The organism is Pontibacter sp. BAB1700 (genome assembly GCF_000277005.1).
Classification (GTDB): domain Bacteria; phylum Bacteroidota; class Bacteroidia; order Cytophagales; family Hymenobacteraceae; genus Pontibacter; species Pontibacter lucknowensis.
Genome location: NZ_AKIS01000021.1, coordinates 1 through 12,451, shown reverse-complemented (window position 1 = coordinate 12,451; position 12,451 = coordinate 1). Strand labels below are relative to the sequence as shown.

Annotated in this window: 11 protein-coding genes and 2 pseudogenes; 7 read left to right on the top strand and 6 right to left on the bottom strand. The window is 51.5% G+C overall.

Going from position 1 to position 12,451, the window contains the following annotated elements; translation table 11 throughout:
* Window positions 1-63: 63 nt before the first annotated feature.
* Both O71_RS03220 and O71_RS03215 read right to left on the bottom strand, forming a co-directional pair.
* A complete protein-coding gene (locus O71_RS03220; protein ID WP_007653149.1) occupies window positions 64-1,632 on the bottom strand; it encodes a serine hydrolase in 1,569 nt (522 codons plus the stop codon).
* A 122-nt stretch (window positions 1,633-1,754) separates the two neighbouring features.
* Window positions 1,755-2,767: pseudogene (locus tag O71_RS03215) on the bottom strand (zinc dependent phospholipase C family protein).
* Between the two features lie 205 nt (window positions 2,768-2,972).
* Here O71_RS03215 and O71_RS03210 point away from each other — a divergent pair.
* Both O71_RS03210 and lepB read left to right on the top strand, forming a co-directional pair.
* Window positions 2,973-3,401 carry a DUF1810 domain-containing protein gene (locus tag O71_RS03210; RefSeq protein ID WP_007653147.1) on the top strand — a complete coding sequence of 143 codons (429 nt, stop codon included), beginning with the start codon at window positions 2,973-2,975 and terminating at the stop codon, window positions 3,399-3,401.
* Between the two features lie 158 nt (window positions 3,402-3,559).
* Entirely contained in the window at window positions 3,560-4,651 is a 1,092-nt protein-coding gene (lepB, locus tag O71_RS03205) for a signal peptidase I (protein WP_040573519.1), read from the top strand.
* Between the two features lie 58 nt (window positions 4,652-4,709).
* Here lepB and O71_RS03200 read toward each other — a convergent pair whose 3' ends face one another.
* The 4 genes from O71_RS03200 to ruvX form a co-directional block, all read right to left on the bottom strand.
* A complete protein-coding gene (locus O71_RS03200; RefSeq protein WP_155800460.1) occupies window positions 4,710-5,060 on the bottom strand; it encodes a hypothetical protein in 351 nt (116 codons plus the stop codon).
* A 180-nt stretch (window positions 5,061-5,240) separates the two neighbouring features.
* On the bottom strand, window positions 5,241-6,029 hold the full coding sequence (locus O71_RS03195) for an alpha/beta fold hydrolase (protein ID WP_007653140.1): 789 nt from the start codon (window positions 6,027-6,029) through the stop codon (window positions 5,241-5,243).
* Between the two features lie 207 nt (window positions 6,030-6,236).
* Window positions 6,237-6,809 (bottom strand): peptide deformylase, encoded by a 573-nt coding sequence (gene def, locus O71_RS03190; protein WP_007653138.1) that lies wholly within the window; start codon window positions 6,807-6,809, stop codon window positions 6,237-6,239.
* The gene (gene ruvX / locus O71_RS03185; protein WP_007653137.1) at window positions 6,806-7,222 is read right to left on the bottom strand and encodes a Holliday junction resolvase RuvX; all 417 of its coding nucleotides are present in this window, start codon (window positions 7,220-7,222) and stop codon (window positions 6,806-6,808) included. Before ruvX ends, def begins: the two co-directional genes overlap by 4 nt.
* 373 nt (window positions 7,223-7,595) lie before the next feature.
* Between ruvX and O71_RS03180 the strand changes: the two are divergent.
* From O71_RS03180 to O71_RS03160, 5 genes and pseudogenes are all read left to right on the top strand, one after another.
* Window positions 7,596-9,279 (top strand): annotated as a pseudogene (locus tag O71_RS03180) (S41 family peptidase).
* Window positions 9,280-9,355: 76 nt separating this feature from the next.
* The gene (locus tag O71_RS03175; protein WP_007653136.1) at window positions 9,356-10,555 is read left to right on the top strand and encodes a homogentisate 1,2-dioxygenase; all 1,200 of its coding nucleotides are present in this window, start codon (window positions 9,356-9,358) and stop codon (window positions 10,553-10,555) included.
* 140 nt (window positions 10,556-10,695) lie between these two features.
* Window positions 10,696-11,223 (top strand): hypothetical protein, encoded by a 528-nt coding sequence (locus tag O71_RS03170; protein WP_007653135.1) that lies wholly within the window; start codon window positions 10,696-10,698, stop codon window positions 11,221-11,223.
* 17 nt (window positions 11,224-11,240) lie between these two features.
* Window positions 11,241-11,621: a co-chaperone GroES family protein gene (locus O71_RS03165; protein WP_040573517.1), complete on the top strand. Its 381-nt coding sequence runs from the start codon at window positions 11,241-11,243 to the stop codon at window positions 11,619-11,621.
* A gap of 244 nt (window positions 11,622-11,865) precedes the next feature.
* On the top strand, window positions 11,866-12,451 hold a 586-nt coding region (locus tag O71_RS03160), incomplete at its 3' end, for a carbohydrate binding family 9 domain-containing protein (protein WP_040573515.1).

The following is a 12,451-nucleotide window of genomic DNA, read 5'->3' as shown; positions in this document are numbered from 1 at the left end:
AAAATAATATAATTAAAAGTGGAGTATACTGAATGATTAGTCTCGATCTATTCGTCATACAGCTCATTTAACTTTCTTGAACTCAAGTTCACTGAAGTGGAAATCCGGGTTATTTGCATCGAGTCGCATTTCAGCAATCTTACCATCCGGACCTACAATGAAACGCACTTTGGTTGGCGTGAGCAGCGCGAAGTTGTTCTTCCACTCCAGGTCAAAGATGTCATGTTGCCAGTGCGTGAGCTTGCCGCCTAAGGCAGGAGCAGGGGCCAGGTCCAATACTAATTGCTTGTTCTGTACCTTAATGGTAGCATCACCATACAACGGACTATTGTAGGTGCCCGCGTAGGCTTCCAGATCCATGGTCGGTTTACTCTTGCGCGGCTTTTCTTTTGGGGCTTTGGCGGCGGCTTCGTCTTGTGCTTTACGGGCTTTGGCTATGTTGTCGAGTGAGAACTGGCTCCAGTCGCGGCCGTTCTGCACTCCCAGGAACTGATCGAGGGTATAGTTGGCCAATGGCGACATAATACTGCTCATGCTGTTTGTCAGGATGATGATGCCCAGGTTCTCTTCAGGTACCAGCACCGTGCGGCTGTTCATGCCTTCATGCCCTCCACCATGGGCCAGTATTTTGCGACCTTCGTAATCGTTCATCATCCAGCCCAGGCCAGCGGCCGAAAAGTGGGTGGAAGGTACATTGGCTTCGGCTTGTTTGGATATTGGCATGGCATTGTGTGCAGTCCACATCATGCGGCTGGCATCTTCGCTGAAGATTTTTTGGCCATTGTAAGTGCCGCGGTTGAGCTGCAGGCGCATCCACTGGGCCTGCTGGTTTACGCTGGTAAAAATCCCTGCCGCCGGGTTCCAGTTGTCCCAGGCTGTAAAGGTAGTAGGGTAGGGCTTGCGCTTTTCGTCGAAGCCGTGCGGAGAGGCGATGTTGTCTTTGCCGGCCAGTTCGTTTACAGAGGTATAAGAGCGGTTCATACCCAGTGGTGAAAAGAAGCGCTGCTTGATAAAGTCTTCCCACGTTTGTCCCGATACGGCCTCTATCACTTCACCGGCGGCGATGAACATGAGATTGGAGTAGCCGTAACCGTCGCGGAAGCTGTAGGCGGGCTTGAGGTGATGGGCACGCTCCAGAATTTCGCGACGGCTGTAGGTGGTGTTGTACCAGAGCAGATCTCCGCTGAAGGTGCGGAAGCCGGCGCGGTGGCTCAGCAGGTCCTTGATGTTGAGCTCCTGCGTTACGTATGGGTCATAGAGCTGCAGCCAGGGCAGGTGCTTTGTAACTTTGTCGTCCCAGTTGAGTTTGCCTTCATCAACCAATATGCCGAGGGCGGCGGAGGTATAAGCTTTGGAATTGGAGGCGATGCCAAAAACCGTGTTGGCATCCACTTGTCCGCCTGTTTTGAGGTCGCGCACGCCGTAGCCCTTGGCAAAGATCACAGAGTCGTTTTTCACGATGGCGATGGCCATGCCCGGGACATCCCAATCCTTCAGCGCCTTCTGATAATAGGCATCCAGCTTCTGGAGGGTAGCGGCCGTGTTTTGCTGCGCTGAAGCCTGCAGGCTACACACTGTTGCCAGTGTAAGGAGCAGCACAAGGCGCTTAAAGAAAGTATCAATAGAGTTCATAGGTGAGTAAGTGGGTTGTAGAGGCAAGATAGGCAATTTTACATCCTTTTGCATAACATGGCCTGCCCGTTGTTGTATAGACGGCAATAAAGAAAATAAGCAGTAGATGGGAAGCTTTCTAACTACTCTCTGCGTCCTGAAATCCACGTCTTGCGATGGAGGAGGGTCTCGCCTTCTTCACGGGGCAGGTGAGGGCCTTGTTCATACTCCTTCAGCTCCATGCGCAGGCGCTCCTGTTCTTCTGCCGATAGGGTGGGAGCTAGCTGACGAAGGTTAGGCTGACCCGCGTCTACCCAAGCTATAAACCAGTAGCTGGCCACAGTATGGATGGCAAGACGCATCTGCCGCTCCACCTGCCCGTTTAGTCGGCGGTGATAGGCCTCTGAAAACTCTCTGGAATACACTCGCGTGGTTAGGTTGCCACGCACTTCGTAGCTATACTTCTTCTCTTCCTCAAAAGCCAGGGTGAGTTCACGCTCAAAACCGAGAACGGAGTCAAGGGCCAAATGGCGCTGGCGACAATCTCCCAGGCCTTAAGCTGTGGTTGCTCGATATACCTGGCCTGCCCCACAAAGAAGTCGTAGTTGTCGGAGAGCAGCTCGGGGAGGCGGCTTTCCCAAAAGCCATGTATACCGCGCTGCCCTGTGAACTGTCCGTTGTAGTTGCGGGTGGTGTGCAGCGGCACGCAGGCATCGGCTATGTAATGGCCCATATCGGCCGAGAGGCGCAGGATGCGATCCAGGTCGCGGTCTTTGAAAGCCTGCGTGAGCTGAAACTTCATGCGGTTGATGTGCCAGGGCACGATACCATGCGCCATGAGTGTATCTTCACCATAGCGCTCCACCGCCTGTTGCCAGTAGCGGGGAATTTTATAAAGGGCGCTGTCGCCGTACACATCCAGGTCGATGTAGTGACGGGGCGCCTCGCCAGCCACAGCATAGCGGCGGCGGTCTGGGTTCACGGCGTTTTCTGTGATGTAGCGGATGTGCTTTTTGTAGAAGCCTACCATTTCGGGCGGTAGGGTATAGACGGCCAGCCGGTTGATGCGCTGGTGCGCGAAAAAGCCCCAGCTATACCCGCTGAGCGGCAGCAGGAAGGCAAGCAGGAGCAGTACAGCGATTTGTCGGAAAGCCATACCTGCGGTGTACGGAGAATAGCGGAATTTGTATGTTAAAAGCCTCCCTGGCTTTCTCGGAAGTGCGGAATAAAAACAGGTATACAATGACAGTGAGTTTGGCCGGCAGATCCGTAAATTAGGCATATCGATTATGTAAGGTTTACATGCAGAAGCCTATAGTTTTTCGTTTAAACTCTTTTGTTCCGACATACACTTGAAACACATGAGCACAGAGAATATACCAAGCCTTGCCCGCTTCCTGGATGCACAGGCCAGCAGTTACGAGCAGGCTCTAACTGAAATAAAAAATGGCCGCAAGCACAGCCACTGGATGTGGTTTATTTTCCCACAATTGCAGGGGCTGGGGTATAGCGAGACTGCCCGATACTACGCCATTAAAGACCTGGAAGAGGTCCGGCTATACCTGCAGCATCCTGTGCTGGGGCAAAGATTAGTGGAGATTTCCAAAGCCATGTTAGCGTTGGAGGGGAAAACAGCCAACCAAATCCTGGGGAGCCCCGATGACCTGAAGCTGCGCTCCAGTATGACCCTGTTTGCTAAAGTACCCGGTGCCGATCCTGTTTTCAAAGCTGTGCTCGATAAGTATTACAGTGGCAAAGAGGATGAAAAGACACTGCAGCTTTTGAAGTAACGCTGGCGATTTTTCCAGCTTAAATGGAGGCCCGAGCAGGCAGGTACCATCTACCCCTATACCTTACCAGGGTACAGACACGTGATTTTTTCAGCAAGGATTATAATTTACTGAACCTTGCTGCAGTTAAAATATAGTAAACCTACTATGCTCTGATGATGCAGCTAAAACTCTGGAAGAAAAAACCGGCTGAGAAGCCAGCTAAGAAAAGTGCTCTGCGCGAATGGGGAAATGCCCTGATGTTTGCGGTAGTCGTATCCTCGTTTTTCCGCTGGGCCACATTTGAGGCCTATGCTATCCCGACGCCTTCCATGGAAAAATCGATGCTCGTAGGCGATCGCTTGTTTGTGAGCAAACTGCACTACGGCCCCCGCACCCCCATGACGCCATTGCAGGTGCCACTGACTCACCAGACCATTTGGGGTACGGATCTACCTGCTTACTCTAATGCCTTGCAATTGAAGTCTTTCCGGTTACCCGGCTTTTCGGAAGTGAAGCATAACGACCCGGTGGTGTTTAATTTTCCGGATGAAACGGAGCACCCTATGGACCAGCGCACGCACTACGTGAAGCGCTGCGTAGGTATAGCCGGCGACATGCTGGAAATCCGCGACCGGCAGGTATACATCAACGGTAAGCCGCTCGACAACCCGGAGCAGATGCAGTTCGGCTACTTTATGGCCACTGACAAGGTGCTACAGCCGAAGTTTTTCAGAGAGCGAAATCTCACAGACGTATACCCGGTGCAGGGAGGTTACCTGCTGCACACTACACCTGCCAGGGCGCGGGAACTGGCTTCGCTCCACTTTATACGGGGCATCGAGCTGCAACAAATGGTGCCCGGTGAATCGGAGGCTGGTATCTTTCCACAGGTGCAGGGCCTTAACTGGAACCGTGACAATTACGGTCCGCTTTACATTCCAAAACAAGGCATTTCAATAGCGATCACACCCGAAACGCTACCCATCTACCAAAAGATCATCCTGGAATACGAGCAGAACAAAAACGCTGAGGTGCGGGAGGGCAGGCTATACCTGGACGGTAAGGAAGCCAAAAGCTATACCTTCCGGCAGAACTATTACTTTATGATGGGAGACAACCGTCACAACTCCCTTGATTCCCGCTACTGGGGCTTTGTGCCGGAAGACCACATTGTCGGGAAACCGTTGTTTACCTGGTTTTCGGTGGATGAAGAAGCGGGTGGGTTGGACAAAATTCGCTGGAGTCGGTTATTTAGCTGGGTGGAATAATAACCTCAGCTAGGGCTAACAGCGGCTGGGCAATTGGCTGCCAGCATACCTGGACAGGCTATGTGCTGGTCTTTTTGATGGAGGCTTTCATGCGGAGCCACTCTTCGGCCCCCTCCTCAGCATCAAATGACTTTACATCGAGCACCTCCCTGAGGTTAGGAAACAATGCTTTAAATGACCGCTGCCCATAGATACCGGGAGACAGTACATGTGCAAAGTAGCGCAGCTCCAGACTTTTGGCCTGCGGGGCCCACTTAAAGGCCAGCCAATTGACTGCTGCTTCCCAGGGTCCTATTAGCTCCCGATTACTGTTCAGAATTCCTGGCGACGACTTCTGCCGCATCATCGACAGAACCAGGTTACCCCCCATCACAACAGTTTCAAGAGACTGTATACCGATCCAGTTCATAGCTATAAAGCCATTATCAGGCATCCTTCTTACCTCCAGAAAAACATCTCCGTTAGCCTTCTTTAATTCTTTATATTCTACACTGTCTGTCAATTCCACTAAAATGTATATCTGCTTCTTCGTAACCGAATGACTTTGCGCCCACTGACCAGTATCCGCATAAATACTTGTACGGTATTTTTATAAGAAATTCTTAATAGCCTTTATTGTCTCTTCCGGCGCACTCAGGTTAGGGCAGTGGCCTGTCGCCTCTAAAATTGTGATCTTGCTGCCAGCGATGCTCCGGTGGGTATATTCGCCAACCGGCGGCGGGGCAATGGCGTCCTCCGAGCACTGCAAAATCAGGGTGTCTGTCTTTACCTGAGGCAGGTCCCTTCGGTGGTCTGACAAGAAGGTGATATGGGCAAAGTCATTGGCGATTTCGGGATTGCTTTTGCAGAAACTCTGTGCCAGCTCCCGGGCCAGCTCCGGACGCTCAGCGTTCCCCATAATAACAGGGGCTATGGTGTTGGACCAGCCCAGGTAGTCCCCGTCCAGCGACATGAGCAAGCCCTCAATATCCTCCCTGTTAAAGCCGCCATAATAGTCGCCGTCATTGATAAAGCTTGGCGAGGGGCTTACCAGCACAAGCTTAGAGAAGCGCTCAGGCTCCTGGATGGCAGCCAGCACTCCGATCATGGCACTCACCGAGTGGCCTACAAAGATGACATCCTGCAGGTCCAGTTCATGGCATATCTCCAGCACATCTGTCGCATAACCATGCAGCGACGAGTAGCGATCTTTTGAATAGGTAGAGGCATCTGAGTTACCAAATCCTATGTGATCGAAAAGTATGATCTTGTAATCATCCTGAAAAGCAGGAGTAATATAACGCCACATGTTCTGGTCACAGCCGTAGCCATGAGCAAACAGCATCGGCTTTTCTCCTTTTCCGGTTACCGTCACATTGTTTCGTTTGATCGCATTCATAAAATCTTGAGTTTAGAAGGTGAGTTGAAGAAAAATGTTGGTAATTGTATAGATGTGCCACTAAGGTAGGCATGGCAGATGAGAGTACAGCACAAAATCCGAAGTTTAACCTTTGATGATATGCGTGGCGGATGTGTGGCAGCAAAGTAAATCGCCTGCCACAATGGTATGGAGCAGGCGATCTTTGGTAGGTGTCAGGTATAGCGTCTAGCGTTTCTTTGTTGCCGCTGTCGGGAATTTCATGCGGTAATCCGCATCCACTTCTCCTTTGGATATTTTGGTAAGCTTGTTCTTGATCAGGCGCTTTTTCAGTCCGGAAAGGTGGTCTGTGAACAGGATGCCCTCAATGTGGTCGTACTCATGCTGGATCACACGAGCCGTCATGCCGTCGTAGGTATCGGTGTGTTCGTTCCAGTCCTGGTCAAAGTAGCGGATAACGATGCGCTCAGGGCGGTATACCACCTCGCGCACACCCGGTATGCTCAGGCAGCCTTCCTCAAAGCCCCACTCTTCCCCATCTTCTTCAATGATCTCCGGGTTGATAAATGCCTTTTTCACACCTTTGCCTTCGTCGCCTTCGTCCATCATGGGCTCAGAGTCGATCACAAACAGGCGGATGCCCTTGCTGATTTGCGGAGCAGCGAGTCCCACGCCGTGGGCATGGTACATGGTGGTGAACATGTCTTCAATCAGCTCATTCAGACCTTCGTAGTCCCTCGGGATGTCCTGCGCCGGTTCCTTCAGCACCGGGTCGCCATAGGCGGTAATAGGGTAAATCATATTGTTCTGCTTTCTAAATACGACTGTAAAATAATGGCTGCGCTCACCCGGTCCACGGTTCCTTTGTCCTGCCGGTCCTTTTTCTTGAGTCCGCCGGCCAGCATCGCTTTCTGAGCCATGCTCGAGGTAAAGCGCTCGTCAACGGTATGCACCGGTATACCCGGAAACTCCTTCTGGAGCTTACGTACAAAGCCAATGACATGTGGCGTTGCATCTGTGGCTTCACCGGTCAGGCGTCGTGGCATGCCCACGACAAAGGCCTCCACGGGCTCACGCAGGGTATAGGCTTTCAGGTAAGTCAGCACATCTTTGGCATGTATAGTTTCGAGTGGCGAAGCAATGATCTGGAGTGTGTCTGTTGCGGCCAGCCCCACCCGCTTGTTGCCGTAATCTATACCTAAAATTCTCGCCATAGTGCCCTGTGTAACGTCTTTTGCCTGCCTTAATCGAGCATTTGCGCTTTAAAAATACAAAGTTAAGGGATTTAATCAGGATTTACAGGATTAAAAAGGATTGGCGGGGTCGATCCGGTTGGAGGGGCTGCGCTTCACCTCGTCTTGCTGTCCTGTACGTGGCATGTGAGCAGAAAAAGGTAGCCTGCCCGGATCTTTTTATACTAAAATGGAATAAAACCCGACCAAAGCTTTGTTAAAAGAATAACAAGCTGTACTGTATGCAGGTATACTTAAAAAGGAGCCTTGTATAGCAGAGCCTGAATATTTATCTCTGTAAAGCTGCAAAAAAGCGCCCGCTTAGCTTTATATTTAACCGTTTTTAGAGATCGAAATGAGCGAAGAAACCAAATATAACCCACAGGAGGAGCCGGAAAAGACAGGTCAGGGTAAAGCCCGTAACACGCCTTTTCAGGTACGCTTGCCCCTGTACATTGCCCTGGCCCTGATTGTGGGGGTGCTGATTGGCGCAAATACCTTTTCCCCTTCTGATAACAATCCACAGAGTACTGCCAAGGCCTACTTGAAATTCCGCGACATACTGAGCTACATAGATCGTGATTACGTGGACACCGTGGACACCGAGAAGCTAACCGATCACGCCATCACCAAGATGCTCGAGAAGCTCGACCCCCATACCTCCTATATCCCCGCCGCTGATCTGGCCATGGCCCGCTCTTACCTGGAAGGTGATTTTGAAGGCATCGGCGTGGAGTTCAATATCTTCAAAGACACGATTTATGTGATTACCCCTTTGAGTGGCGGACCGTCTGAAGCGGCAGGTATACAGGCCGGTGACAAGATTGTGAGTGTGAATGGCGAGAATGTAGCAGGTACAGGTATAACGAACGAGGGCGTCTTCAAGCGCCTGCGGGGCCAAAGGCACAGACGTAAAGATACAGGTGCTGCGCAAAGGCAACAGGAAGCCATTCGACTTCACGATCACCCGCAACAAGATTCCAACCGTGTCAGTGGACGTGAACTACATGGTGAACAGCAACACGGGCTACATCAAAGTGAGCCGCTTCGCCAACAATACCTTTGACGAGTTTAAAACAGCTTTGACCGGACTCAAGAAGAAAGGAATGCAACAGCTGATACTCGACCTGCGCGGCAACCCCGGCGGCTACATGGACCACGCAACCCGCATGGCCGACGAGTTTATAGCAGGTGACAGGATGATCGTGTATACCGATGGCAAAGGCTCCCGCTACGACTCCAAGTCTTTTGCCCGAACCAAGGGTGACTTCGAAAACGGTCCTGTGATCGTGCTGCTGGACGAGGGCAGTGCTTCGGCCTCCGAGATTGTGGCAGGCGCGCTGCAGGACAACGACCGCGCGCTGATTGTGGGGCGTCGCTCATTTGGCAAAGGACTGGTGCAGATGCCAATCCCACTGAACGACGGGTCGGAGCTGCGCCTCACCATATCGCGCTACTACACGCCGAGTGGCCGCTCTATCCAGAAGCCTTATGTGGCGGGCACCGAGGATTATCAGAAAGACATGCTGAACCGATTTGAGAATGGGGAGTACTTCCATCCGGACAGCAGTCTGTTTGTGGATTCGCTCAAGTATAAGACAGGTAAAGGCCGTGTGGTGTATGGTGGCGGCGGTATCATGCCTGACATATTTGTAGCCCGCGATACTACGGAGTTGTCGGAGCTGTTGAGCCAGCTTTATAGCAAAAATGTGATTAGGGAATATGCATTGGCCTACTACAACGATAACCGCAAAGACCTGGAGAAGATATCAATGGACAAGTTCGTTAAGTCCTTCAACGTGTCTGATAAAATGCTGCAGGAGTTGATGCGTATGGCAGCACAGTCGGAAGTGAAGTACGACGAGGCCCAGTACAAGCGCTCACAGGCGCTGCTCCGTAATAACGTGAAGGCATTTATTGGTCGCAGCGTATACGGTAACCCGGGTTTCTTCCCGATCCTGCACGAGAAGGACGAGGAGTTTCAGGAAGCCCTTCGCCAGTTTGGCAAGGCCCAGCGATTGGCCAAAGGAGGCGTATAACAATTCAGAATTTATACCTGTATCAGAAAGGCACCCGGTAGGGCTGCTTTTATAAACCATAACCAAACAGAGAGGAATGGCTTATTATCACAAACTAGGCACCATCCCGCAGAAGCGCCATGTGCAGTTCAGGCAGGAGGACGGAAGTCTGTACGCCGAGCAGCTGGTGGGTACGCTGGGCTTCAGCGGCCTGTCGTCTTTGCTGTACCACAAGAATCCGCCGACGCGCATCACCCGGATTGACGACCCTATACCGTACGCACCCAAAATCGCCGAAGGTATAAAGCTGGCTCCGCACCACCTAAAGACGCTCGATCAGACCGTTACAGGTTCTGACTACCTGAGCGCCCGTAAAACCATGATGCTCAACAGCGATGTGGCCATCAGCATCTGCAATCCGTCGGAGCGCAAAATGGACTACTACTACAAAAACGGCCAGGCCGACGAGGTGGTGTTCGTGCATGAGGGCAGCGGTGTGCTGCTGTCGCAGATGGGCAAGCTGGAGTTCCGCGAGGGCGATTACATCGTGATTCCGCGCACTATCATCCACCAGTTCCATTTCAACGACGGTCCGGTGCGCTTGCTGATCACCGAGTCATTCAGCCCGATCGAGACGCCGCGCCGCTACCGCAACCATTTCGGGCAGTTGCTGGAGCACTCCCCGTTTTGTGAGCGCGACATACGTGCCCCACATGAGCTGATCGAGTACACTGAGGGCGGCGAGCACCTGGTGCAGATCAAGAAAGACGGCATGCTGCACCAGTACTACTACGACTTCAGTCCGTTTGACGTGGTGGGCTGGGACGGCTACTTCTACCCATATGCGCTGTCCATCTACGACTTCGAGCCCATCACCGGCCGCATTCACCAGCCACCTCCCGTGCACCAGACCTTCGAGGCGCACAACTTCGTGATCTGCTCTTTTGTGCCGCGTTTGTTCGACTATCACCCACAGGCTATACCTGCGCCTTACAACCACTCCAACGTAGACTCCGACGAGGTGCTCTACTACGTAGCGGGCGATTTTATGTCGCGCAAAGGGGTGGACAGGGCTTCATTTACGGTACACCCGGGTGGCATACCGCATGGCCCGCACCCGGGCACGGTGGAGGCAAGCATCGGCAAGAAAGAAACCCACGAGTACGCTGTGATGATCGACACCTTCAAGCCGCTATACCTGACCGAAGAGGCCGCTGGCCTGATGGACAAGAACTATCCGATGAGCTGGCTCGAAAATGGTCCGGGTGGCTCGCGTGCTGCGGACATGTTTGATTAAGGGTATACTCTCGATCATTTTTGTTATTTTTGCACTCTGTGCAGGCATATAGTAAGGGCAGCCCGCAAGGCTGCTCTCCTTTTTTAGGCCCTGCAAGCTTGTAAACGAATAACAGAGAGTACTTTAAATTTCACCCTTTTATGAAAAAAATGCTGCTGGCGGCTTTTGTGCTGCTCACCATTATAGCAACATCCTGCGATAAAGTAGACGATTTGCTCACATTCTACATCAATCAGGAAGAAACCATTCGTATCGAGTCTACTTTCCCGATTGGTGTTGTAATGCCGCTGTCGCCTATACCTGTCAAGACCAACTCGTCTGAGACGTTTAAGAACAACAAGACCCGCGCCGAACTGGTAAAGGACGTAAGCCTAAACAAACTGACGCTTACCATAGCGGATCCAGCTGACGAAAACTTTGATTTCCTGCGCAGCATCGAGATCTACCTGAGCAACGGCGAAGGAGCCGAAACGAAAATAGCGTATCTAGATGAGGTGCCGAAGGGCATCAAGGCCATTGAGTTGAAATCGACCAATGCTAAGTTAGATGAGTACATTAAAGGAGAAACGTATACAGTTATAACGAGAGCCGCCATAGCCAAGCCAATTACACGCGATGTTGCCATCAAGGCAGCCATGCGCTTTAAAGTAACCGCAGACCCAATTTAATTATGCAGACCTTAACCATGAGAATTTCAGAAAGCAATAAACTGGAAAAAATCATTATTGTAGGCGACCGGGTGCTGATCAAGCCGAAGACTTCGCGGGAGCAGACCAAGAGCGGGCTATACCTGCCGCCTGGCGTACAGGAAAAAGAGAAGGTGCAGGAAGGCTATGTAATGAAAGTTGGTCCGGGTTACCCAATGCCTGCTGACTATGGCTTTGATGAAGAGGTATTTGGCGACGAGGAGCAGGAACAAGTGCGCTATCTGCCGCTTCAGATAAAAGAGGGCGACCTGGCCATCTACCTGCAGCGCGACGCCATCGAGATCAACTACCTCAGCGAGAAATACTTTATCGTGCCGCAGTCAGCAGTGCTGATGCTGGTACGTGAAGAGGACTTGTAAACTCAATTGGAGCTTTTGTAAAGGCGCCATACCTGTCAAACGGGTATGGCGCTTTATATTTCCATCTTTTGTTGTTTAAATAGGCCTGTTTACCAGTTATGTAGTATGGTTAAGCGTTTTGTTGTCAGGAAAAAGCAAGTATTGTGGCCTCGGGGGCATCTATTCTATACCTTTGTATAAACACTCACTTTGATTGCCCTCTTACTTTATGATTGGCTGTATACCTACACCTGGTTTTGTGCGGATGGTTGTGCTTGTATTGACTGTGCTGGCATGGCAACAGGTAGTAGCGCAGGAGAAAAAAGCTCCTGTCTTTGCCAATGTGAAGCAGCTGCAGGCGCTTCGCATAACCGAACCCATCAAAATTGACGGTTCGCTGGACGAGGAAGTCTGGCAACAGGCCGAGACCGCCTCAAACTTTATACAGAGCAGTCCCAACCCCGGCGCGAAAGAGGTGCATCCCACGAAGGTGCGCATTCTCTACGACGATGAGTCTATCTACGTGGGCGCCATTATGCACGATGTGTCCCAGGACAGTATATTTAAACAACTGGGCAAGCGGGATGATCTGGGCAATACCGATTTTTTTGCAGTATTCTTCGACACGTACAATGACCAGATCAATGGATTTGGCTTTTATTTGACGCCCGCAGGTGTACAGCTCGATGCACGCTACTCTTCCGACGGTGAAGACTTTACCTGGAATGCCGTGTGGGAGAGCAATACTAAACTTGATGGCAACTCTTGGGTAGCAGAGATGCGCATACCTTACTCGGCCCTCCGATTCAGCAGCAAGCCGGAGCAGCTATGGGGACTTAACTTCATGCGTA